The sequence below is a fragment of the Bradyrhizobium betae genome (genome assembly GCF_004123905.1).
Classification (GTDB): domain Bacteria; phylum Pseudomonadota; class Alphaproteobacteria; order Rhizobiales; family Xanthobacteraceae; genus Bradyrhizobium; species Bradyrhizobium betae_A.
Map to the genome: position 1 here is coordinate 233035 of NZ_MZXW01000054.1, position 23126 is coordinate 256160.

The 23126-nt window shown below is 65.0% G+C and carries 17 protein-coding genes and 1 tRNA gene; 5 read left to right on the forward strand and 13 right to left on the reverse strand.

The window, feature by feature from the left end:
* Nucleotides 1-139 precede the first annotated feature (139 nt).
* Nucleotides 140-1174 carry a cysteine synthase A gene (locus B5V03_RS38925; RefSeq protein WP_129275689.1) on the forward strand — a complete coding sequence of 345 codons (1035 nt, stop codon included), beginning with the start codon at nucleotides 140-142 and terminating at the stop codon, nucleotides 1172-1174.
* Between the two features lie 19 nt (nucleotides 1175-1193).
* Here the strand turns inward: B5V03_RS38925 and B5V03_RS38930 are convergent, their stop codons facing one another.
* The 5 genes from B5V03_RS38930 to B5V03_RS38950 form a co-directional block, all read right to left on the reverse strand.
* Entirely contained in the window at nucleotides 1194-1622 is a 429-nt protein-coding gene (locus B5V03_RS38930; RefSeq protein ID WP_206736243.1) for a DUF805 domain-containing protein, read from the reverse strand.
* 217 nt (nucleotides 1623-1839) lie between these two features.
* A complete protein-coding gene (locus tag B5V03_RS38935; protein ID WP_129275690.1) occupies nucleotides 1840-2577 on the reverse strand; it encodes an amino acid ABC transporter ATP-binding protein in 738 nt (245 codons plus the stop codon).
* A gap of 11 nt (nucleotides 2578-2588) precedes the next feature.
* Nucleotides 2589-4094 carry an amino acid ABC transporter permease gene (locus B5V03_RS38940; RefSeq protein WP_129275691.1) on the reverse strand — a complete coding sequence of 502 codons (1506 nt, stop codon included), beginning with the start codon at nucleotides 4092-4094 and terminating at the stop codon, nucleotides 2589-2591.
* The gene (locus B5V03_RS38945; RefSeq protein WP_129275692.1) at nucleotides 4091-5296 is read right to left on the reverse strand and encodes an amino acid ABC transporter permease; all 1206 of its coding nucleotides are present in this window, start codon (nucleotides 5294-5296) and stop codon (nucleotides 4091-4093) included. The genes B5V03_RS38940 and B5V03_RS38945 overlap by 4 nt, the downstream gene beginning before the upstream one ends.
* A gap of 26 nt (nucleotides 5297-5322) precedes the next feature.
* Complete coding sequence (locus B5V03_RS38950) at nucleotides 5323-6339, reverse strand: amino acid ABC transporter substrate-binding protein (RefSeq protein ID WP_129275693.1); 1017 nt, start codon at nucleotides 6337-6339, stop codon at nucleotides 5323-5325.
* A gap of 379 nt (nucleotides 6340-6718) precedes the next feature.
* Here B5V03_RS38950 and metC point away from each other — a divergent pair, with 379 nt between their 5' ends.
* Nucleotides 6719-7903 carry a cystathionine beta-lyase gene (metC, locus tag B5V03_RS38955; protein ID WP_129275694.1) on the forward strand — a complete coding sequence of 395 codons (1185 nt, stop codon included), beginning with the start codon at nucleotides 6719-6721 and terminating at the stop codon, nucleotides 7901-7903.
* Between the two features lie 155 nt (nucleotides 7904-8058).
* Nucleotides 8059-9750 (forward strand): Na/Pi cotransporter family protein, encoded by a 1692-nt coding sequence (locus tag B5V03_RS38960; RefSeq protein WP_129275695.1) that lies wholly within the window; start codon nucleotides 8059-8061, stop codon nucleotides 9748-9750.
* An 8-nt stretch (nucleotides 9751-9758) separates the two neighbouring features.
* Here B5V03_RS38960 and B5V03_RS38965 read toward each other — a convergent pair whose 3' ends face one another.
* From B5V03_RS38965 to B5V03_RS38990, 6 genes are all read right to left on the reverse strand, one after another.
* The gene (locus tag B5V03_RS38965; RefSeq protein WP_129275696.1) at nucleotides 9759-10097 is read right to left on the reverse strand and encodes a lipid-A-disaccharide synthase N-terminal domain-containing protein; all 339 of its coding nucleotides are present in this window, start codon (nucleotides 10095-10097) and stop codon (nucleotides 9759-9761) included.
* On the reverse strand, nucleotides 10094-10828 hold the full coding sequence (locus B5V03_RS38970) for a glycosyltransferase family 2 protein (RefSeq protein WP_129275697.1): 735 nt from the start codon (nucleotides 10826-10828) through the stop codon (nucleotides 10094-10096). The genes B5V03_RS38965 and B5V03_RS38970 overlap by 4 nt, the downstream gene beginning before the upstream one ends.
* A gap of 62 nt (nucleotides 10829-10890) precedes the next feature.
* Nucleotides 10891-11736 (reverse strand): phosphatase PAP2 family protein, encoded by an 846-nt coding sequence (locus B5V03_RS38975; RefSeq protein WP_129275698.1) that lies wholly within the window; start codon nucleotides 11734-11736, stop codon nucleotides 10891-10893.
* A gap of 1 nt (nucleotide 11737) precedes the next feature.
* Nucleotides 11738-13480: an ArnT family glycosyltransferase gene (locus tag B5V03_RS38980; protein ID WP_129275699.1), complete on the reverse strand. Its 1743-nt coding sequence runs from the start codon at nucleotides 13478-13480 to the stop codon at nucleotides 11738-11740.
* Between the two features lie 50 nt (nucleotides 13481-13530).
* Nucleotides 13531-15639 (reverse strand): penicillin-binding protein 1C, encoded by a 2109-nt coding sequence (gene pbpC, locus B5V03_RS38985; RefSeq protein ID WP_129275765.1) that lies wholly within the window; start codon nucleotides 15637-15639, stop codon nucleotides 13531-13533.
* A 122-nt stretch (nucleotides 15640-15761) separates the two neighbouring features.
* The gene (locus B5V03_RS38990) at nucleotides 15762-20966 is read right to left on the reverse strand and encodes an alpha-2-macroglobulin family protein (protein WP_129275700.1); all 5205 of its coding nucleotides are present in this window, start codon (nucleotides 20964-20966) and stop codon (nucleotides 15762-15764) included.
* A gap of 404 nt (nucleotides 20967-21370) precedes the next feature.
* On the opposite strand from B5V03_RS38990, the gene B5V03_RS38995 reads away from it, so the two are divergent.
* Nucleotides 21371-21447, forward strand: a tRNA-Arg gene (locus B5V03_RS38995).
* Between the two features lie 161 nt (nucleotides 21448-21608).
* Complete coding sequence (locus B5V03_RS39000) at nucleotides 21609-21827, forward strand: hypothetical protein (protein WP_245502481.1); 219 nt, start codon at nucleotides 21609-21611, stop codon at nucleotides 21825-21827.
* 135 nt (nucleotides 21828-21962) lie between these two features.
* Here the strand turns inward: B5V03_RS39000 and B5V03_RS39005 are convergent, their stop codons facing one another.
* Together B5V03_RS39005 and B5V03_RS39010 are read right to left on the reverse strand one after the other, a co-directional pair.
* Nucleotides 21963-22181, reverse strand: coding sequence for a hypothetical protein (locus B5V03_RS39005; RefSeq protein WP_129275702.1), 219 nt, complete (start codon nucleotides 22179-22181; stop codon nucleotides 21963-21965).
* Nucleotides 22182-22471: 290 nt separating this feature from the next.
* Nucleotides 22472-22693, reverse strand: coding sequence for a hypothetical protein (locus B5V03_RS39010; protein WP_129275703.1), 222 nt, complete (start codon nucleotides 22691-22693; stop codon nucleotides 22472-22474).
* Nucleotides 22694-23126 lie beyond the last annotated feature (433 nt).

Consider the following 23126-nt stretch of genomic DNA (forward strand, 5'->3'; position numbering starts at 1 on the left):
GACCTTTCCTTGCGGAATATGGTTGCTCCGCCGGCCGCTTGCACCACTTTCGCCGCAGCGCAAAAGCCTTCCCCTTTGACCTGCCAAGCACTAGGTTCTGGCCAGCCAGATCAACCCCTTGCCAGTGATTTCCCCTGACATGACCATTCGAAATGACGTTGTCGAAGCCATCGGCAACACCCCGCTGATCAAGCTCAAGCGCGCCTCGGAATTGACCGGCTGCACCATCCTGGGCAAGGCGGAGTTCATGAATCCCGGCCAGTCGGTAAAGGACCGCGCCGGCAAATGGATGATTTTGGAGGCCGAGAAGCGCGGCGAGCTCAAGCCGGGCGGCCTCGTGGTGGAAGCGACCGCCGGCAACACCGGCATCGGGCTTGCGGTCGTCGCCAGCGCGCGCGGCTACCGGACGCTGATCGTGATCCCGGAGACGCAGAGCCAGGAGAAGAAGGATTTTCTGAAGCTGTGCGGCGCCGAGCTGCTGGAGTCGCCGGCGCTGCCCTATTCCAATCCGAACAATTACCAGCATGTCGGCCGCCGCCTCGCCGACGAATTGCGCAAAACCGAGCCCAATGGCGTGCTGTTCGCCGACCAGTGGAACAATCTCGACAATGCCAAGGCGCATTACGAGTCGACCGGACCCGAGATCTGGCAGCAGACCGACGGCAAGGTCGACGGCTTCGTCTGCTCGGTCGGCAGCGGCGGCACGCTCGCCGGCGTCAGCCGCTATCTGAAAGAGAAGAACAAGGACATCCGGATTGCCTGCGCCGATCCCCATGGCGCCGGCATGTATGAATACTTCAGGACCGGCGACCCCAAGGCGAGCCCCGGCGGCTCGATCACGGAGGGCATCGGGCTTGGCCGCGCGACCGCGATCGTCGAGAGCGCGAAGGTCGATGACGCCTATCTCATTCCCGATGCCGAGGCGGTCACTGTGATCTACGAGTTGCTCCAGCACGAAGGCCTGTGCCTCGGCGGCTCCACCGGCATCAACATCGTCGGTGCGATGCGGCTCGCCAAGCAACTCGGGCCCGGCAAGACCATCGTCACCGTGCTCTGCGATTCCGGCAGCCGTTATCAGTCAAAACTGTTCAACGCAGACTTCATGCGCGCCAAGAATCTCCCGGTGCCGGAATGGCTGGAGAAGCGCAGCAACATCAAGCTGCCGTTCGTCTAGGCCGGTCTGATCGCGGCCGCTAGCCGTAGCGTTCGCGGCCCGGCCAGAACAACAGCGCCAGCGTCAGCACGAGATTGGCGATGGCACCGACCATCGTGCCGGTGTGCTCCTGGCCGATCGCATACGCCGGAAACTTCATCGCGACGACGTAATCGACGATCATCAGCGCGATCCAGGCCGGGACCACGCAAACCGGATCCCAGCCGATGTCGCGAAAGCGCATCGAATACAGGGTGACGGTCGCCAGCGCGAAGAACACCATCGCCGCGATGATCCCCGAGCTCTTCAAGATATCGTCAGGCCGAATATTGGCCGGCGTGACGTTGCGCAGCACGGACATCGCGATCGCGACGCAGATCGCGGTCATCACGACCGCGAGCACGAGCGTGGCGAGGAAGAACTGCAAGCGTCCCAGGCGGGAATTCAGGCCGAAAACGAGGTCGAGCACGAGCGCCTCCGTTTTCAGGCCATAGGCGCAGAAAGAGCTTTCAGACGCGTGAAGCGATGGAGGTGCAACCTTGGATATGGTTGAGGAGAGTTTACGAACCGTAGCTCAAATCGACGGTGCCGTAGGGTGGGCAAAGCGAAGCGTGCCCACGATCCCTATCTGGACAACTGAAAGATGGTGGGCACGGCGCAAGAGCGCCTTTGTCCACCCTACGAGATCACCGCAGGATCTGGCTCAGGAACAGCTTGGTCCGGGCATGCTGGGGCGCGGCGAAAAACTCGTTCGGCGTGTTGGCCTCGATGATCTGGCCGGCGTCCATGAACACGACGCGGTTGGCGACCTCGCGGGCAAAGCCCATTTCGTGGGTCACGACCAGCATGGTCATGCCCTCCTCGGCGAGGTCGACCATGGTGTCGAGCACTTCCTTGACCATTTCGGGGTCTAGCGCCGAAGTCGGCTCGTCGAACAGCATCACCTTCGGATTCATGGTCAGCGCGCGGGCAATGGCGACGCGCTGCTGCTGGCCGCCGGACATCTGGCCAGGAAACTTGTTGGCCTGGTGCGGGATCTTGACCCGCTCCAGGAATTTCATCGCGGTCGCCTCGGCATCCCGCTTGGGGATGTTGCGCACCCAGATCGGCGCCAGCGTGCAATTGTCGAGCACGGTCAGATGCGGGAACAGATTAAAACTCTGGAACACCATGCCGACCTCGCGACGCACGGCGTCGACGTGCTTGAGGTTCGGCCCGAGCTCGATGCCGTCGACGACGATCTCGCCCTCCTGGAATTCCTCCAGCGCATTGATGCAGCGGATCAGCGTCGACTTGCCCGAGCCCGAGGGGCCGCAGATCACGATGCGTTCGCCCTTGTGGACCTCGAGGTCGATGTCGCGCAGCACGTGAAACTCGCCGTACCATTTGTTGAGGCCGGTAATCTTGACGATGGAGTCGGTCATGGTGAGCTCGATCAGTTGCGGCGGTGAGCGTTGAGGCGGTTCTCGACGAACAGCGAGTAGCGCGACATTCCAAAGCAGAACAGGAAGTAGATGATGCCGGCGAAGGCAAAGCCGGTGAACAACGTCGACGGCGCCGACCACTTCGGATCCGCGAACGAGGCTCGCAGCGAGCCCAGCAGATCGAACAGCGCGACGATCGAAACCAGCGACGTATCCTTGAACAGCGAGATGAAGCTGTTGACGAGGTTCGGAATGACGTGGCGCAGTGCCTGCGGCAGCACGATCAGAGACGTCGTCTTCCACCAGGACAGGCCGAGAGCCGCCGCCGCCTCGCCCTGCCCGCGCGGGATTGCGGCAAGGCCGCCGCGGACGTTCTCGGCCTGATAGGCCCCCGTGAACAGCGCGATGCCGATCAGCGCGCGGACGAGTCCGTCGACCGTGAAATTGCCCGGCAGGAACAACGGCAGCATGTAGGTGGCGAAGAACAGCACGGTGATCAGCGGCACGCCGCGCCAGAACTCGATGAAGGCGATCGAGAAGATCCGGATCAGGGGGATGGTGGACCTGCGACCGAGTGCCAGCGCAATACCGATCGGCAACGAGGTGACGATGCCGGCGACGGAGACCACGAGCGTCACCAGAAGCCCGCCCCAGAGTCTGGTCTGCACGACGGGCAGCCCGCCGTGATCGAGGCCCATCAGCTTGATCACGATCGCGATGGCGATGAAAGTCACGATGGTCGACGCCAGAGGGCGCCATCCCGTGCGCACGCCGCCGCCCATTACGAAGGAAATCAAGGACACCGCGGCGGTCGTGATGGCGAAGTCGGTCCAGACCGACTGGCCCGTGCCCTCGAGCTGGTCGCGCAGCCAGGTCAGCGGAAAGATCAGCCAGTAGATCGCCGTGCCGACCAGCACGATGAGGTTGCCGAGGACCCACAGCAGCGGCGCGATGGCCGATGTCTTGCTCAGGTTGAGCAGGACCTGCCCGGCGCCGATGATGCTGTCATCGAACAATTGCAGCAGGCCGGCGGTCCAGCTCAGGCCAAAGCCGGTGATGCCTCCGCCAAGCAGCAGGAAGAACGAAACCACGGGAAAGGCGAAGAAGAACAAGCTGGCGTTGAGGCCCTTCGCCGGCAGGCGCGGAATGAGCATGGGCACCAACAGGACCGCCGCGAGGAAGAACGTGAGATCGACCCGCCAGCGCTCGGCCTCGGGATAGAAACCGTAGATCAGCTGCGGCAGCTTGGCCTGGATGTAGGGCCAGCAGGCGCCATTCTCGGTCAGGCACGCCGTGCGGTCGGTGCCGGTCCAGACCGCATCGACAAACAGGAATTTGACGCTGGGAACGATGGTGAACCAGAGCAACAGAGCGCTGACGATGGTAATCAGGATGTTGGTCGGCGAATTGAGCAGGCGCGTGCGCACCAGGCCGACGAAGCCCGTCGTCTTCACCGGCGCCGGTCGCTCGGCGAGCAAATCCCGACGAACATAAACAGACGAGGCAATATCGCTCATGCGCCGAGGCTCCGGCTGACGCGCCAACCGTAGACGCTCATGATCGCGCTGGTGAGAAGCGAGATCAGAAGGTAGACGCCCATCGTCATGGCAATGATCTCGATCGCCTGCCCGGTCTGGCTCAGCGACGTGCCGGCCCATACCGACACGAGGTCAGGATAGCCGATCGCTACCGCGAGCGACGAGTTCTTGGTGAGGTTGAGGTACTGGTTGGTCAGCGGCGGCACGATGACGCGCATCGCCTGCGGCACGACGATCAGGCGCAGCGTGCTGCCGCGGCTGAGGCCCAGCGAGGCTCCCGCCTCCATCTGTCCCTTGTGCACCGACAGGATGCCGGCGCGCACGATCTCGGCGATGAAGGCGGCAGTATAGGTCGACAACGCCAGCGTCAGCGCCACGAACTCCGGGATGACCCGCGAGCCGCCGGCGAAATTGAATCCCTTGAGCTGCGGCAGCTCGAAGGTGAAGGGCAGGCCTGATACCAGCATCGTGACCAGTGGAAGCCCAAACAGCAAGCCCAGCATATAAGGCCAGATCCGGATGACCTGCCCCCGCTGAAACAGCGCGCGCCGCGCGTAGAAGCGCAGGGACAGTGATGCCACGATGCCGAATACCAGCACCGCCAGGAACGCCTCGAAGCCGCTTTCGCCGATCGGGCGGGGAATGACCAGGCCGCGGTTGCTGACGAACGCGATGCCGAACAGCGAAATGCTCTGTCGCGGATTGGGCAAGGCGGCGAGCACGGCCAGGTACCAGAACAGGATCTGGAACAGCACCGGCAAATTGCGGATGATCTCGACATAGATCTCGCCGATGCGTGACAGTAACCAGTTCGGCGACAGCCGGCACAGCGCGACGATGAAGCCGATCACGGTGGCGAAGACGATGCCCACCACCGAGACCACGAGCGTGTTCAGAAGCCCGACCACGAACACGCGCAAAAACGTGTCCGAGCCGGTGTAGGAGATCAGGGTCTGGTTGACGTCGAAGCCGGCATTGTTCCGCAGGAATCCGAAGCCGGCGGCAATGTGCTGGTTCTCGAGATTGGCGCGGGCGTTGGAGACGATCTCATAGCCGATCCACCCCAGGATTGCCGCGAAGACAAGCTGGACGGCGATGCCGTTCCAGCCTGTCTTGCCGCCCAGAACACGCCTGATCTTCAGCGCGATCTGGGCCGGCGGTTTTCGGGCCTCGGTGCTCATGGCCGCGAGCCGCTGATCAGGCGGGATCAGCGGATCGGCGGCGCGTACTGGAGACCGCCCTTGTTCCAGAGATTGTTGAGACCACGGGCGATGCCGAGCGGCGAGCCGGAGCCGACGTTGCGATCAAACACCTCGCCGTAATTGCCGGTGGCCTTCACGATCCGGACCACCCAATCCTTGGTGAGGCCGAGCTGTTCGCCGAAATTGCCGTCGGTGCCGAGCACGCGCTTCAGCTCCGGATTTTCCATCTTGGACTTCTCGTCGACGTTCTTGGAGGTGATGCCGAGTTCTTCGGTGGTGACGAGGGCGAACAGTGTCCATTTGACGATGTCAAACCACTGGTCATCGCCATGGCGCACCATCGGGCCGAGCGGCTCCTTCGAGATGATCTCGGGCAGCACCATGTGATCGCCGGGATTGGCAAGCTTGAGGCGGTTGGAGTAGAGGCCCGACTGGTCGGTGGTGAAGACGTCGCAGCGGCCGGCTTCATAGGCCTTGACCGTTTCGTCGTTGGTACCGAACGCGATCACCTCGTACTTCATGTTGTTGGCCTTGAAGTAGTCGGCGAGATTTTGCTCGGTGGTGGTGCCGGTCTGCACGCAGACCGAAGCGCTGTTGAGCTCGAGCGCCGAATTCACCTTGAGCGACTTCTTCACCATGAAGCCCTGCCCGTCATAATAGGTCACGCCGGTGAAGTTGGCGCCGAGCGACGTATCGCGCGAGATGGTCCAGGTGGTGTTGCGCGAGAGCACGTCGATCTCGCCGGATTGCAGTGCCGTGAAGCGGTCCTTGGCCGAGGTCGGCACGTACTTGACCTTGGTCGGGTCGTTGAAGATGGCAGCCGCGATGGCGCGGCAGACATCGACGTCGAGGCCGGTCCAGTTACCCTTGTCGTCGGGCGAGGAGAAGCCCGGGAGGCCCTGGCTGACGCCGCAGGACAGCGTGCCCCGGTCCTTGATGGTCTTGAGCGTTTGCGCATCGGCGGCTTGGGCAGTCAGGCCGGCGGCGAGAGCAAGAGTGAGAGCCAAAGTTACGCGTTTCATGGGCTGAAGGCCTTTCAAGGTCGTCTCAAGGTCAGGAATGTTGTCTCAGAATCGTCTCTGCCGAGGGGAGCCCCTGCAAGAGTCATGCTGGAAACCTAGCCGAACACTCGCCGACCTCGGGAGGCCATACCTTAATCCCCGCCGCTGGCGCCCGCCATTATGGCCGTGGCGCAAGGTCCGGTCAGACGATGGATCGAAGGTCGCGGCAGGCCCCTCAACATGCGGCGACTGAATAGCACCTGCGCATCACAGAACGACTGGCGAGCCGGGTCAAGGGGTTGACGGGACTCTTCTGTGTTCTGTTATTAACGTCAGCGGCCTCCGGCCCGCCCGTCAAGCGCCAGGCGTTGAGCGGAAACGCGGTTTTGAAAGCAGACGCATGGATTCCTCGCACCTCTCCCCGCAGCAGGCCGAGACCCGGCTGGTCACCTCCGGCCGCGACACCAAGGCACAGAAGGGGTTCGTCAATCCGCCGGTGTTCCACGGCTCGACCGTGCTTTATCCGACCGCCGAGGACCTCCATGCCCATCGCGGCGAGTTCACCTATGGCCGCCACGGCACCCCGACGACCAGGGCGTTCCAGGATACACTGATGGCGCTGGAGGGCCCGCAATGCGCCGGCGTGGGCATCGTGCCGTCGGGGCTCTCGGCGATCTCCACCACGCTGCTCGCTGTGCTGAAGACCGGCGACCACATCCTGGTCTGCGACAACGTCTATCGTCCCTCGCGCAATTTCTGCAACGGCATGCTGGCCCGCTACGGCGTCGAGACCACCTATTTCGATCCGATGATCGGCACCGGGATCGAGAAGCTGTTCAAGCCCAACACCCGCGCTGTGCTGGTGGAGGCGCCGGGCTCGCAATCGTTCGAGATGCCTGACATCCGCGCCATCGCCGAGGTCGCGCATGCCCGCGACGCGCTCGTCATCGACGACAACACCTGGGCAACCCCGCTCTATCACCGCTCGCTAGAGCAGGGCGTCGACATCAGCATGCAGGCCGCCACCAAATATATCGGCGGCCATTCCGACATCATGTTCGGCACCATCTCGGCCAACGCCAAGGCCTGGCCGCAGATCGTCGAGGGCATCCGCCTGCTCGGCGTCTGCGCCGGCCCCGACGATGTCTTCCTCGCACTGCGCGGCCTGCGCACGCTGTCGGTGCGCCTCGCGCAGCATCATCGCTCCGGGCTCGACATGGCGCGCTGGCTCGCTGCCAGACCCGAGGTCGCGCGCGTGCTGCATCCGGGGCTCGAGACCGATCCGGGCCATGCGATCTGGAAGCGCGACTTCACCGGCGCCTCCGGCCTGTTCAGCATCGTCTTGAAGCCGGCGCCGCAGACCGCCGTCGACACCATGCTCAACACGCTCAAACTGTTCGGCATGGGCTTTTCCTGGGGCGGCTTCGAGAGCCTTGCGATTCCCTTCGACTGTGACGGCTATCGCACCGCGACCAAATGGGCGCCGGGTGGCCCTACGCTGCGACTCCACATCGGGCTCGAGAGCGTCGACGACCTCAAGGCCGATCTCGATCGCGGCTTCGCTGCCCTCAAGGCGGCAATGTGAGCCTGCTCACAAGGCACCTCGCCTGCGGACGCGCCAACGCGCGCCGCGGGAACGTGCAGCCAACGCAAACGTTAGCGCCGATGCGCCAACAAGGGGTTTGATCCCCAGACATTTGGCGCTAGCCTCACCAATCGACTCTCATCTGGACACGGAGCATGGGAACGTTGGTACTGCTCGATCTGATGGGCGGCGTCGCGCTGCTGCTGTGGGGCCTTCATATGGTCCAGAGCGGCATCCTGCGCGCCTTTGGCCCCGACCTGCGTCGCCTGCTCGGCAAGGCACTCGGCAACCGCATCAACGCGTTCGCCGCCGGCCTCGGGCTCACCGCGGTGCTCCAGAGCAGCACGGCGACCGCACTGATCACCAGTTCATTTGCCGCCGAGGGCCTCGTCAGCCTCACCGCCGCGCTCGCCATCATGCTGGGAGCCAATGTCGGCACCACGCTGATCGTGCAGGCGCTGTCATTCAACATCGCAGCTGTCGCCCCCGTGCTGTTCGTGCTCGGGCTCGTTGCCTTCCGCTCCGGCCCACGCTCGCGCATCAAGGACATCGGCCGTATTTCGATCGGTCTTGGCTTGATGCTGCTGTCGCTGCACATCCTGCTCGACACGCTGGCGCCGGCCGAGAATGCGCCGGGCATGCGGATCATGATGTCTGCGATCACAGCCGATCCCGTGCTCTGCATCGTGATCGCTGCGCTGGTCACCTGGGCGGTACATTCGAGCGTCGCCAGCGTGCTGCTGATCATGTCGCTGGCCTATTCGCAATTCATCACGCCCGACGCCGCGCTGGCGCTGGTGCTCGGGGCCAATCTCGGCAGCGCCATCAACCCTGTGTTTGAAGGCGCGAAACGCGACGATCCCGCGAGCTATCGCCTGCCGGTCGGCAATCTCGTCAACCGCGTGATCGGAATCGCGCTGGTGCTGCCGTTCCTGAGCGCGATCGCCGAGCATATGCACGCCTGGCAGCCGGATCTCGCCAGGATGACGGCCGCCTTCCACATCGCCTTCAACGTCGGCACGGCCGCCGTCTTCATCGGCCTGCTCGATACCATGTCGCGCCTGTTGACGCGCCTCTTGCCCGACCGCGTGCAGGAGACCGACCCGGCCCGGCCGCGCTATCTCGACGAGACCGCGCTGGAGACGCCGTCGCTGGCGCTCGCCGATGCCGCCCGCGAGACGCTACGCATGGGCGACTTCGTCGAATCCATGTTGCGAAAAGTGATGGCTGCGATGATGACCGGCGACCGCGCGCTGGTCGATCAGGTCACGAAGATGGACAACACCGTCGACGGCCTCGACGAAGCCATCAAGCTCTACCTGACAAAACTGACGCGCGGCAGCCTCGACGAGAGCGAGGGCCGGCGCGCGATGGAGATCATCTCCTTCGCCATCAACCTCGAGCATATCGGCGACATCATCGACAAGAATTTGAGCGAGCTTGCGACCAAGAAGATCAAGCGGCGCCTCCAGTTCTCGGCCGAGGGCGCCGAGGAGCTTGCAGCCTTCCACAAGCGCACGATGGACTCGCTGCGCATCGCGTTCGGCGTATTCATGTCGGGCGATGCCAACGAGGCCCGCAAGCTGCTGGTGGAAAAGACCGCGCTGAAGAACACCGAGCTTTCCGCCGTCGAGCGCCATCTCGACCGCCTGCGCGAAGGCCGCTCCGAGACCATCGAGACCACGTCGCTGCATCTGGACGTGCTGCGCGATCTCAGGCGCATCCATTCGCATATCTGCTCGGTGGCCTATCCGGTGCTGGATGCGGCGGGTGAGCCCTATCGCAGGAGCGAGGCGGAGACGGCCGCCCTGCCCGCAACGGGCGCTGCCTCGGCGCTGCCGCGCTAATACCTGGATCAGCTATCCAGCGTCTTCGACGCGGTGCCGCGGTTCTTCCAGATCAGCATGATGTTGCGAATATAGATGATGGTCGCAAACAGCTGTCCCATGATGATGACGGGCTCGCGCTTCACGACGCCGTAGACCAGGGTCATCAGGCCGCCGCCCATCGAGCAGAACCAGAACGCGATCGGCACCACGCTGTTGCCGGCCCGCTCGCTCGCGATCCACTGCACCAGGAATCGTGCAGTGAAGAACAGTTGCGCGATCAGACCGAACGCGAGCCAGAAGTCGAACTTGGCGACGAAGACGTCGTAGAAATAGTTGCTCAGCGCCTGGCCGTATTGAATGATCATGCCTTCACCTCAGTCACGTCTGGTGTCGGCTTCTTGCGACGGATCAACCACCACACGCCGGCGAGATCCATGATGCCGATCCACAGCCGGTCGAAGAAACCATAGTTTGACACGCCGGAATGGCGCGGCCGGTCGATCACGTCGACATAGGCGATCTCGTAGCCCTCCCGGCGCACCAGCGCGGGCAGGAAGCGATGCAGCCCGTCGAAATAGGGCAGCATCAGGAATACGTCGCGCCGGAATGCCTTCAGGCCGCAGCCGGTGTCGCGCGTGCCGTCGTTCAGGATCGCGTTGCGAACCTTGTTCGCGACACGCGACTGGAATTTCTTGAAGCCCGTATCCTTGCGCCCGACGCGCTGGCCCGCGGCAAGCCCGACATGCGTGCCCTTTTCCACCGCCGCGATCAGGTCCGGCAGGAAGGCCGGATTGTTCTGGCCGTCGCCATCGAGCGTCGCCACGATCGTGCCGCGGGCCGCGCGCACGCCGCTGCGCACCGCGGCCGACTGGCCGGTCGACTTGGCGTGGCGAAGCTGCCGCAGATTGGCCCGCTGCGCCATGATCGACGCGAGCCGCTCGCCGGTCGCGTCCGTCGAGCCGTCATTGACGTAGATGATCTCATAGGGCCAGCGGCCATCCAGCGCCGCACTGATCTCGGCGATCAAGGGCGCGATGTTGTCGGCTTCGTTGCGCACGGGAACGACAATGGAAACCGAAGGCTGGGACGTCGACAAATCGAGGCTCGTGGTTGGAATGGGCGGCCTGAGGAACCGGCGGCCCCGGCAGGCAGCCGCTTTTATGGGGCTGACGCCCCGCGAGCAACCCTTTTGAGGCGGCCCGGGACCGGCCCCGGAAGGGGCACAATGGTGCCATCGGCACGGATGGCAAAGCTCAGTCGTCGGGCCGCAAACCAGTAGCGGACCGCCATGGCGCCGACCATGCCGACCAGGGCGCCGGCCACGACATCGCTCGGATGATGCGCAAGCAGCACCAGGCGCGTCAGCAGGATCACGATTGCGTAAGTGAACATGAACACGCGCAGGCGCGGCCACAGCGCCGAGACCGCAAACGCCAATGCAAACGCCGTCACCGCATGGCCCGACGGCAGGCTGGCATAGGCTCCCGTCCCCTCCAGCGGGACGAAGTTGAACGGATTGGCCTTGCCGCCGACGAACGGCCGCCCGCGGCCGATGAGATATTTCAGGATCTCGGCGACGAACACCGACAGCGCAACAGACAGAAACAGGTACTGCAGCCGCGTGCCGAGACCGAGTAGCAACGTGCGGCGTGTGCCGCGAAGCCCGGCCGCAACGAGCGCCACGCTCACCAGCACAATCCCCAGCACGGAAAGCACATACTCGTCCTTGCCGAAATCAGTGAGAATAGCGATCGGCCACAGGCTCGGCGTGCCGCGCGCCGGCATCAGCTGGATTTCGGTCTGGTCGAACGCGACCATCAGCACGATGACCAGGGCCGCGCCCGCAGCGCTCAACCATAGCGAATGCCGCGCCAGCTTACGGGCGGCCTCGGCACGGCGCGAATGCGAGGGCGAGCGCACGAGTTGCGTCAGCGCGCGCCCGGCGACGGTGAGCAGTTGCGCAGGATAACCCGGGCGCGGCGCGATGTCGGTAGAGGCCGGCATCTTACTCGGTGCCTTCGGAGCGGAAGATCGAGATCGAGATCGCGCGTCCTTGCGAGAAATTATAGCCGTCGATACGCGCGCCGACCTTGTAGCGCAGCCCGATCGCCTCGGCGCGCTGCACGAAGCTGCGCTCCGAGCGCTGCTCGATCAGCGCGAAGCGGCAGCTCCCCTGCCGCAGGAAGTCCGCCGCGCCCGAGCCGTCGGTGAGCAGCGTCTGCGTCCCCGTCAGGAAGACGAGGCTCGGCTCATGATAGCCGGCAGCCGCCGCCTTCGGCCCGACGCAGGTGACGTTGCGCAGCGCGCGCGCGACCTCGATGCTCGGAAACACCGGCGTCAGCGACGGCAACACGATGCCGTAGACCACGAACGCCAGCATCAGCGCTGCGACCAGCGCGTTGAGCACCGAGCGCTCGGCGCGATTGGTGTCGAACAGCCACCAGGCGAACAGGCCGAAGATCAGCGAGGCCGCGATGAACGGCCAGGCCACGAAGGCCGGCTGCCGCGTCAGCATCACCGCGCTAACCACAGCGATGATCGAGGCCGCCGCAGGAATCGCAAACCACCAGGCCGAGCCGTGCATCAGCCAGGAGCGCGACAGCACGCGCCGCTCCAGCGCGCCGACGGTGAGGATCGCGATCGCGGGGTACAGCGGCAGCACGTAATGCGGCAGCTTGGTCAGCACCGCCTCGAACACGATCCAGGACGGGATCAGCCAAGCCAGCAGGAACTGCGCACCGGGCTCGCGTCGCGCCCGCCACACCGCAGGCGCCGCCATCGCGGCGAGCGGCGCGCCCGGCCAGAACGTGATCCAGAACAGCGCGAGGTACAGTCCGGGCGGCGCGCCATGGGATTCCTGGGCGCCGATCTTGCTCAGCATGTCGCCGCCGACGGAGTCGGCAAAAAAGGCATCGCCCGCGCGCCAGAAGATCGCGATGAACCAGGGCAGCACCAGCACCAGCATCCACATCAGGCCCCAGACCGGGCGCAGCTTCCACAGCCAGGAGGCATCGCGGTCCTGGATCGCCAGCGCGACGATGGTCAGGCCTGCGAACATCAGGATCAGCGGGCCCTTGATCAGGATGCCGACGGCAAGCGCGGTCCAGAAGATCGCGGGCCAGCTCCACGGCGGATGCGTTTCGTCCTCGGCGCGCTGCCACGAGAGATAAGCGCGCGACATTGCGCCCATCGCCGCAGTCACGCAGAACAGCAGCATCGCGTCGGTCTTGGCGAGCCGCGCCTCGACACCGAGCAGCACGGAGGCGCACATCAGCAGCGCGGCCAGCACCGCGGCACGCCGCGTGACGAAGCCGAGCGCGGTCCAATAGGTCATCAGCACGGCGCCGATGGCGCCGATCAGCGAGGGCAGCCGGTAGACCCAGATCCGCAACTCGGCCTTCGGCAACTTCAGCGCGGTCGCGACTTCGACCGCCGCCGATTGCAGCCAGTAGATGCCGACCGGCTTCTTGTAGCGGACGTCCTCCTGGAAGCGGATGTCGACATAATCGCCGCTCTCGACCATCTGCTTGGTGGCCTGGGCGAACCGCGCTTCGTCGCGGTCGACGGGCGGAATCGTGAAGAAGCCGGGCAGGAACAGCAGCAGCGCGCACAGCAGCAGGAAGGCGACCGCGCGGGCATGGCTGGCCGTGGCGAAGTCGAGCATGGTCACGAGCCGGCTGCCCGGATTCACGGGGGATTTGGGCTCGCGGGGCGCTCCAAAACGGGGTGTCGGATAGGTCTCGGCCATTGGTTCCGCTTACGCTGAAACCGCCATCGCCACAACCGCTTAAGGCAAGGTCATTGAATTCGAATGACGACTGTGTCCGCCGCGCCCGTGGCATCGATCACGGTGAGCCGTGCAAAGCCCGGGCCGGGCGGATCGATCAGCCGCTGGCGGCGTCCGTCGATCTCCCCGAGGGCGGTGCCGTTGACCATGACAGTCACCGGCAACACCCCGCCGGCAACCTTGACGGGCATGGCGGCGGCCTCCGGCCCGCCCGACCGATCGACGTCGATCCGCGAGCCGTTGAGCGGAAACTGGATGTGCAGCGCCTGCTCGCCGCCGGTCCGCACCAGTTCTCCGACCGGGCGGAACCGCTTGAGCGGCAACGGCAACTTCGCGTTGCTGGCGACCAGGGTTCCCTTCGGCGGCTTCGGCAACGGGACCAGCGTCTTGCCGGTCCGGGCGAAGGCGTCGAACAGGATCGGTGCTGCGGCGACGCGGCCGATCAGGCCGGGAACCGGCGCGCCATCGGGCCGGCCGACCCAGACGCCGATGGTCATGCGGCCGTCGAACCCGACCGACCAGGCATCGCGATAGCCGTAGGACGTGCCCGTCTTGAAGGCGATCCGGTTGTGGGCTGCGTTCTCCGGCGGCGGGGTGCCCAGCAGCACATTGCCGACCTGCCAGGCCGCGACCTGGTCCAGCAGCCGCAGCGGCTCGCGGTCGTCCTTTTCAGCCATGATCTCGCGCAGCGGCTTGGTGGTGCCGAGCCGGGCAAAGCCCGCATAGAGCTGGGCAAGGTCCTGGAGCGTCACGCCGACGCCGCCGAGGCCCATCGCAAGCCCCGGCGCCTCGTCCTTCGGCAGAACGAGATTGCCGCCGGCCTGCCGTAGCCGCGAGGCCAGCCGGCTCGCGCCGACGCGGTCGAGCAGCACGATCGCCGGTACGTTCAGCGACAGTTGAAGCGCCTTCTTCACGGGCACGGTGCCCTGGAAGGTCATGTCGAAATTTTCCGGCGCGTAGGAGCCGAAGCGGACCGGGCGGTCGTCGATCAGGCTGTCGGGGTGAACAAAACCGTCCTCGAAGGCGAGGCCATAGATGAACGGCTTCAACGTCGAGCCCGGAGAGCGGACGGCGCGGGTCATGTCGACCTGCCCCGCCCGGCTCTCGTCGAAATAATCGGCCGAGCCGACGCGGGCGAGCACGTCGCCGCTCTCATTGTCGACCACGATGATGCCGACCGAGATGTTTTGCCCGAGCGCAATGGCACGGTCGCGCGCCAGCGGCTCCAGCACTTTCTGCAAGTTGGCATCCAGCGTCAGCTTGATAACCGGCGTATCCTTGACCGTCGACAGCGCGGTGTCGGAGGCATGCGGCGCCAGAATCGGCATCGGCTTGCGCAGCTTTGGCACGGGTACGGCTCTGGCCTGCGTCGCGTCATCCGCGCTGATGACATGCTCCTCGACCATGCGGTCGAGCACGCGGTCGCGGGCCTTGCGTGCCGCATCGGGATAGCGATCGAGCCGGCGCGTCTCCGGCGATTGCGGCAGCGCCACCAGCAGCGCGGCTTCGGCGAGCGAGAGCCGCTTCGGTTCCTTGCCGAGATAGGCGACGGAGGCGGCGCGGATGCCTTCGAGATTGCCGCCGAACGGCGCGAGCGCGAGATAGAGGTCGAGAATCTCAGCCTTGCTCATGCTGCGCTCGATCTCGATCGCACGCACGATCTGCCGCAGCTTTGCATAGAGCGAGCGCTGCCGCCGCGGCTCCATCAGCCGCGCCAGTTGCATCGAGATCGTCGAGCCACCCGAGACGATGTGACCGCGTGTGGTGAGCTGCAACGCGGCGCGCACCAGCGCGAGCGGGTCGAGACCGTTATGGGCGTAGAAGCGCTGGTCCTCATAGGCGAGCAGCAGCTTCAGATAGGTCGGATCGACGTTGGCTTTTGTCTCGACAGGCAAACGCCAGCGGCCGTCCGCCATCGCATAGGCGCGCAGCAGTTTTCCGTTGCGGTCGACGATGGTGGTGGAGACCTGGCGGGCTTCGTCGAGCGGGAGCGGGCCGAGGGCGTAGACCCAGCCGACGCAGCCGATGATGGCGAGGATGAACGCGAACGCGAAGGCCGAGAGGACACGAACGCCCCAGCCCCTTGCTCCGTCATGGCCGGGCTTGTCCCGGCCATCCACGTTCTTGCCCGCGGCACCAAAGTCCGTGGATGCCCGGGACTTCTGCGTGAAGACGCGCTTCGCGCTTTTGCCCGAGCATGACGACGGAGTATGGGGCTCAGCTTCGCTCATCCAATCGCCACTCACTTCGCCGCCCGCACCTCGACATTGCCCGTGCCCGTCCGGCCATAGCGCGAGGGGTTGTACATGTCCTCGACATAGGCTTGCGGCAACACGTATTTGCCGGGTGAGACCGCACGCACGACATAGGCGACGGTGAAGACCGCCTTGGAATCCGAGGCCCGGTCCACCGCCGCGGTGAAGCGGTCATCGCGGAATTCGGTATCCTTCGGCTCCTGGCCGTCCTCGATCCAGCCCAGCGTGCCGCTGTCGCCCGACGACACCAGTTTTGGATTGTCGATCTCGAGGCCCGCCGGCAGATAGTCGGACACCATGATGTGGCCGTACTCGGGCTTGGCCTCGGTGATCTTCAGCACCACGGCAAAGCGGTCGTTCTGCTTGACCTTGCTGATGTCGGCGGGCTTACCGTCGAGCGTGAAATAGCTGCGCTCGATCTTGAAGCCGTTCGATGCCGCCGGCTCCGGCGTCACCGGCGAGCCCGACACCGAGATCACCGCCTGTATCGGCGCATCGCCGGTGTTGGTGATCTTCAGCGGCTTGCCGCTCAGCGTGTCCGCCTTGTAGCTGCGATAGAGCGCGGTCTTGACGCTCTGGCCGTCGACCTCGATCGAGAGGTTTTCCTTGGCGAGCGCGCGTGCGGCCAGCACCAGCCACGCATTCTCCTGCGTGGAGGTGTAGGGCGTGAGCCCGCGCGCGGTCTCGACGCGGGTTACAGCCTGCGTCAGCGTCGCCCTCGGCGCGTTGCCTTCGCTGGCGAGCGAGACCAGCGCTGCGGCATCGCGCAGCTGCGAGCCGTAATCGGTGCGGCCGAACTCCAGCACAGGCTTTGGCGCGAGGCTGTCGAGCGCGGCACCGTAGACGCGCTCCGCACGGTTACGGTCGCCGACCAGCGCCAGCGCCGCCGCAAGCTGCGACTTCGCAATCGGGGTTGCGAGGTTGGCAAGCTTGGTGTCGGCGAGATAGCGGAGATCGCCGATCGGTGCTGCGCCGTTACGGGCGAGCACGTAGAGGCCGTAGGCGAGATCGCGGCCGCCGTCCTTCTCCGGCTCGTTGCCGTTGACGACCGAGTTGCGGATGCGATCCAGCGCGTTCTTGAACAGGACATCCGGCACCGCAAAGCCCTTTTCACGGGCCCTGGTCAGGAAGTCCGTTACATACGCGTCGAGCCACGCATCGTCGCCACCGGCCGACCACAGGCCGAACGAGCCGTTGGAGCCCTGACGGGCCAAAAGTCGCTCGATGGCGTCGCGGATGCGCTGATCGACCTCGGTGTCCATGGCGAGGTGCGCACCGGCCGCGAGGTCGTTGACGTAGAGCAGCGGCAGGGCGCGGCTCGTGATCTGCTCCGAACAGCCATAGGGATAGCGATCGAGCGCCTTCAGGATCGTCGCCGCGTCGAGCGCCGTCGACAGGCTCGCCGAGACCGAGACGCTGCCGGTCCCCGGCACGAGGTCGGCGAACATGTCCGAGGTCAGCGTCAGGCTCTCGCCCTTCGCCAGCGTCCGGATTGAGCGCCGCGCCAGCACCTGCGTCGCCGCCTTGACGTCGAGCGCATAGTGCCGCGCCAGCGTCAGGCCGTTCGGGCCCTTGATGTCGACGTCGAGCGTCGCCTGCCCCGCCGCGGTCGCGTCAACAGCGAGCGCGAACGAATTGCGCTGCTTGGCGGCGAGCTTCACCGTGGTGGCGGGATTTCCGGTCATCTTGACCGGGCCGCCCGTCTTGACGTTGATGACGTAATCGCCGGCCTGCCCCTCGACATTGTCGATCTCGAGATTGACCGTGCCGTGGTCGCCGTTGAGCAGGAAGCGCGGCAGGGTCGTGGTCAGCACCACGGGATCGCGGATCACGACGTCGGTGTTGGCACGGCCGAGCTTTGTCGCGGTCCACGCCACCGCCATCACGCGCGCGGTGCCGGCAAACTCAGGGATGTCAAAACTCACCTCCGCCGTGCCGTCGGCGGCAACGGTGACGATGCCCGAATAGAGCGCGAGCGGCTTCTGCGCGGGCGGTGAGCCCTGGAGGTCGGCCGCACCGGCGTCACCACCAGACTTGATCTGGCCGCGCGTGCCCGACATGCCGTCGATCAGCTGCCCGTAGAGATCACGGATCTCCGCGCTCAGGCGGCGCTGGCCGAGATAGTAATCATCCGGCGCCGGCGGCTTGTAATTGGTGAGGTTGAGAATGCCCACATCGACCGCGGCGATGACGATTTTGGCGTCCTCGCCCGGATTGAGCCCGTCGAGCTTGACCGGAATCTTCAGCATTGCATTCGGCCGGATCAGCGCCGGCGGTGTCAGCTTGACCTGGAGCGTGCGGGTCTGCTTGTCGATGCCGAACCATTTTAGGCCGATCGCCCGGCCCGGCATGCGCTGCGCGGCCGCATCGAGCGGACGGCGCAGCGTCGCCACTACGTAGGCGCCGGTGCCCCAGTCCTTGCCGACCGGGAGTTTGACCTGCGCGGTGCCTTCCTTGACGTCGACGGTCTGCGTCGTCAGCAGGCGATCGCCGACGACGTTGACGGTGAGCTTGCCGGCGCTGCGCACGTTCACCGACACCGTCATGGTGTCGCCGGAGGCGTATTGCGGCTTGTCGATCGAGGTCTCCAACAGGTCCGGCGTGTCGGCGCTGCCCTCGGAATACCAGCCGACGTCGAACTGCACCGAAGTCACCGGGCCGTCGGCATCGTTCGACTTGACGTCGAGCCGGTAGCGGCCGGGCTGGGGCGCGAGCGAAATCCGCGCCGGCTTGTCGGCCATAACAGTCACATCGCCGTCGGCGACGCGCGAGGTCGACTTGACCGGCTCGTACTCCCAATAATTGTTCTGGCGATACCATTGGTAGCGCGATTCCATCTTCAGGAGCTCGTAGCGCAGGCCGTCGCGACGGAGCTTCTCGCCCTCGGCCGAGACGAACACCACGTCGAATTCGGCCTTGTCGCCCTCGGCGACGTTCTTGTCCTCGAAGAGCGGCTTGACACCGATCAGCGCGGTCGCGGGCGCGACCGGCAGCACCAGCTTGCGCTCGACGGCGCGTCCCCCCGTCTCGACCATGCGGACGAAAATCTGTGCCTCCTGCGGACGCGTCGAGGCCGGCTGCTTCTCCAGCGTCACCGGGAAGGTGGCGACACCATTGGCGTCGGCCTCCGGCAAATTCTCCAGCGGCGTACGCTCGTTCGAAGTGGTCTGTTCGTCGTCGACGCCGAACTGATAGCCGGCAAAGCCTGGGCGCTCGCTCGCAGGCGCGATGAGCATATCGCCCTCGAGCTGAAGGCCCGAGGCCGGCGCACCATAGAGGAAATGGCCGTCCGCCTTAAGCTCCACTGAAGCGTTAGCTTTGATTAGCTTGTCCTTGGCAGACAAGTCGAATTCGATCCGGTCGGGGACGTAATCCTCGACCAGGAAGGAGGTCTCGCCAACCCAGGCGGCCTTCGGATCGGTATAGGCGCGCACCCGCCAAGTGCCGGTCGGGACGGCCGAGTTGAGCGGCACGGACAGCGTGCGGCCGCCGGCGCCCTGGTCGGACAGCACGGCGCGGCGGTATTCGACGCCGTCGGGGCGTTCGATCACCAGCGTCAGCGGGCCGCCGGTGACGGCATTGCCCTGCCCGTCGCGCAACAGCGCGGTGAGATAGACGGTCTCGCTGGAGCGATAGACTCCGCGCTCGGCATAGACGAAGGCGTCGGCACCAACAGGCACCGGGCGGCCCGCGACGCCGCGATCGCTGAGGTCAAAGGCCGAGGTCTTCAGGCTCAGGAAGGCATAGTCGGCCTTCTCGCCCGTGACCGTGAGCATCGCCGGCGACAGGCCGCCCTCACCGCGCGCGAGGCCCGCCTCGAACAGCACGTGGCCGGACTCGTCGGTCTTGCGCGTCGCCAAAATCTCGTTGTTGCGGGCGACCAGTCGCACCTCGGCTTTGCCGACCGGATCGGTCGAGGCCAGCGAGTTGACGAAGACATGGATGCCGTCATTGCCGGAATAGGCACTGACACCGAGGTCGGAGACGATGAACCATTGGGTGGCGAGCTGATAGTCGTCGTCCGAGCCCGGGCCCTTGGCGGCGGCGGTCATCACGTAGACGCCGGGCTGGAGCTCGCCGAGCGCCTGGTCGACCGGGAATGCGGTGGTGACGTCCTGGTTCAGCGTCATCGCAGTCGCGAGCTCGCCGGTCCAGACTTTCACGCCGCGCTCGCCGCCGAGATCGTTGAGCTGGTATTTCGACAGCGTCTTCTGGAAGTCGCTGTCGACCACCGTGTTGATCAGATTGCGGTCACCGATCCGGAAGACGTTGATGTTGACCGCGGGCGTGTTGACGCTGACCACGGGAATGCCGCGCTGGCCGTTCCTGGGCAGCACATAAGCGCGGCTGGTGAAGCGCACGAACGGCTTGCGGTCGCGCACATAGACGTTGAACTCGGCCGATTTCGGCAGGCCCTCCTTGACGGTGGACGGCAGGCCGGCGCGCAGATTGATGTTGTAGCGCTCGCCGTGCTTCAGCCCGTCGACGCAGAGCTGCTTGCCCTCGGCCGACAGTGCTGGCTTGTCCTGGCCAGCCAGCGCGAGGTACGGCGCGAAATCGGTGCGCTTGGCCAGCTCCTCCGAGAACTGGAAGCAGGCGCGCGGGCTCGCCGAGTCCGAGTCGACGGTATAGTCGAGCAGCCGGAAACCGTGCTCGTCGCGCAGCTTCTCGTAGCTCCCCCGGACGTCGGCGACCTCGCGCATGTCCAGCGACAGCCGCATCGCATCCAGCGCCGGTCGCCACAGTTTTCGCTCAGAGAGCGACTTGCCGAGGACGGCGAGCGCATCCGCCTCCTCGCCGGGGTTGCTGGCGCGCTGGTAGGCGATATAGGCGGCGGTCGAGGCGCGCTCCAGCAGGAAAGTCTGCTCGCTCGAGTTCTTCGGCCAGATCTGGGGGATCACCTTGGCGAGCCGCAACCAGTTGCCGGCATCCTCCGGCGTGGTCGCGGCGATCTGGCCGAGCACCGATAGGCCCGTGCGGTAGTCATTGCGCCGGAAGGCGGCGTCGGCGTCGGTCTTCAGCGTCGCATTGGTCTTGGCGACCGGCCCCGCCTCGCTCTTGATCTGGGCCTCCAGCTTGATCGCGGAATCGGCGAGATCGTCGCGCTTGAACGCCTTGTCGGCGGCCTGCGCCGTCGAAAGGCCGAGCGCCAGCGCGGCGCAGAGTGTGACGGCGCGAACAAGACCGATCATGGATGGACTCCCGGAAATCGCGGACGAACGCCGCTTGTCGCAAGAACTGCGCGGAGAAGGTGACGGACTGATGGCGATGGAACCAAAGGTGCAAATCGTCGCATGCGCCATGACAAGGCAAGCCCGGAGGAGACCGATCCAGACATCGCCGCGCACGCCGTCCTGATGGCGCAGCCATATCCGTCCAGTCGACCGGCGGCCGTGTCCCGGAAGCTTTTCAGCGTTCCCGGCGATGTGAACCATCGTCCGCTCCGCTGCCGCTCAACCCGGCACCTGACACCCCACCGTTCCGCTTTGTCGCTTTAGGTACGAAAACGGTTCGGTTCAGACTTGGCGAAAGACCAGATTTTTCATATTGGCATGGTAGATGAACGGCGAGCCTCCAAACTGGGGCGGCTCAAGACGGTCCCGTAGCTCAACTGGATAGAGCATCAGATTTCTACTCTGAGGGTTGCAGGTTCGATTCCTGCCGGGATCGCCAAATCAGAGCACTGCCCGTCAAACCGTCGCCTATCCGCCGTGCATCACGAACGCGTGGGTGCCCTCGCCCCGGCCTTTGAACCACGCAGACGAGCCCTATCTAAGCGCCGGGCGAATTGCGCCCCGTTAAGGACTCCAATGCTGCCAGCCGAGTGGACGAGAATGGCGATCGCATCTGCGGTGGCAATCCTCGCGATGTCGTATTTGGCGATCGATGCAGGCGTCGTGAACACCAGTGTGGTCACGAAGCGCATTGAGGTTGCGAAGGCATCGATTGCCGATGCTGCGGCTAGTCAGCATCAACTCGCCTTCGCCGTTCAGGCATGGTCGCGGCGAAGCCAGCAGAAGCCGCATGTGGAAGAGTGCCTGGCGATCGATTGATTGAGCCGTTGAACCGATCGGCCGGAATTTCGTTTGTTCACGATCCGACTCCACTTCGTTCCCAAAGCACGAATCGCGACCGAGAAAACTGGCGCCGCGCAGGTCTTAACGCGGCGTTTCGCTTCGCCAGATCGTTCAGGCATTCAGCGTTACGAGCACCGGCCGCAACCGATACGCATCGATCGCGGCGTTCGACAGCAGCAGCCTGCGGCGCTCTCCGCGCAGCATCATGCGGTCGATCCGGTTCAGGATGAAGCGGGCCGAGTCCCTCTGCTCGCCTGTGAGCAGGCCGCACTGATCGAGATATGTCCAGGCGATCTCGAAAGACTGTGCTCGCAACTCGGTGTCGGTCATGGCCGGCCAACGTTGGTGCGGAACGAACGTTCCTACGCGAGAGCCGGGCCGAACGGCTTCACCGCGCAACGCGTGGCGGCACGCGAAAAATGCGAAAGCGTCGTGGAACGAGATCACGACCGGCGCATTGGATGACATGAAATCAAGTGGTGCCGACCCGCCAGCCCCGGTCGGCTTTGAAGGGCCCGTGCTTGTCCCCCGAGCACGGGGCTTTCTCATGCCACCTTCAAAAACGAAGGCGCGAGGCGGGCATGCCCGGCCTCGCGCCTCGAGCCCCAGCGAGCCCCCGCTTACCAGGTGTAACGAATGCGGCCCGTGCCGGAGTAGGTCTGGGAACGGTCGCTGAATTCGCCCTCGAACTTCACCAGGAACGAGACGCCGCTCGCGGTGCGCCATTCGGCACCGGCCGTGGCCAGCGCGAGGTCGCGGGCCGGCATCGTGCCGAACACGGTGAACCGCGCGGAGCCGACGCCGCCAAGACCGACGAAGCTGTAAACCCAAAAACAACGCAATCGAGCAACCAGAGGTATTTTAACATTGAGACGATTGGGTTTTCTGTCCTATCGATGAGAATTACAGCAAGGCCGCGACGCATCGCGACAACGGCTGCCGCGCAGGGCCGTGCCGTCAGCTGCGCGCCGGCATTCGCCGCCGGTCACGGATGACGCCGTCCGGTCGAATACCATTTTTCCGAAACCGAAGGTTGGGCGGCGATCGTCGGCCGGCCGGATCAGTCCGCCTGCTCGTCGCGCCGATCGCGGGCGAGCTGATGCCAGGCCAGGGCCAGTTGGATCAGTCTTTGCCGGTCGTCGCCTTCGGACGCCGCGGCGCGCTTCATTGCGGCCTCGGCCTCGTGCTGAGGGTCGTACTTGGTACACATGAGCCTCACCCTAACCGGCCGATCTGGACAAACGGATGGCAATTTCGTCCGTATGATTGCGGTGT

Excerpts from the sequence above, each read along its gene's own strand:
- B5V03_RS38925 (WP_129275689.1), top strand. The coding sequence starts at position 140 with ATGACCATTCGAAATGACGTTGTCGAAGCCATCGGCAACACCCCGCTG.
- B5V03_RS38935 (WP_129275690.1), bottom strand. The coding sequence starts at position 2,577 with ATGACCGACTCCATCGTCAAGATTACCGGCCTCAACAAATGGTACGGC.
- B5V03_RS38940 (WP_129275691.1), bottom strand. The coding sequence starts at position 4,094 with ATGAGCGATATTGCCTCGTCTGTTTATGTTCGTCGGGATTTGCTCGCC.
- B5V03_RS38945 (WP_129275692.1), bottom strand. The coding sequence starts at position 5,296 with ATGAGCACCGAGGCCCGAAAACCGCCGGCCCAGATCGCGCTGAAGATC.
- B5V03_RS38950 (WP_129275693.1), bottom strand. The coding sequence starts at position 6,339 with ATGAAACGCGTAACTTTGGCTCTCACTCTTGCTCTCGCCGCCGGCCTG.
- metC (WP_129275694.1), top strand. The coding sequence starts at position 6,719 with ATGGATTCCTCGCACCTCTCCCCGCAGCAGGCCGAGACCCGGCTGGTC.
- B5V03_RS38960 (WP_129275695.1), top strand. The coding sequence starts at position 8,059 with ATGGGAACGTTGGTACTGCTCGATCTGATGGGCGGCGTCGCGCTGCTG.
- B5V03_RS38965 (WP_129275696.1), bottom strand. The coding sequence starts at position 10,097 with ATGATCATTCAATACGGCCAGGCGCTGAGCAACTATTTCTACGACGTC.
- B5V03_RS38975 (WP_129275698.1), bottom strand. The coding sequence starts at position 11,736 with ATGCCGGCCTCTACCGACATCGCGCCGCGCCCGGGTTATCCTGCGCAA.
- B5V03_RS38980 (WP_129275699.1), bottom strand. The coding sequence starts at position 13,480 with ATGGCCGAGACCTATCCGACACCCCGTTTTGGAGCGCCCCGCGAGCCC.
- B5V03_RS38990 (WP_129275700.1), bottom strand. The coding sequence starts at position 20,966 with ATGATCGGTCTTGTTCGCGCCGTCACACTCTGCGCCGCGCTGGCGCTC.
- B5V03_RS39000 (WP_245502481.1), top strand. The coding sequence starts at position 21,609 with ATGGCGATCGCATCTGCGGTGGCAATCCTCGCGATGTCGTATTTGGCG.
- B5V03_RS39005 (WP_129275702.1), bottom strand. The coding sequence starts at position 22,181 with ATGACCGACACCGAGTTGCGAGCACAGTCTTTCGAGATCGCCTGGACA.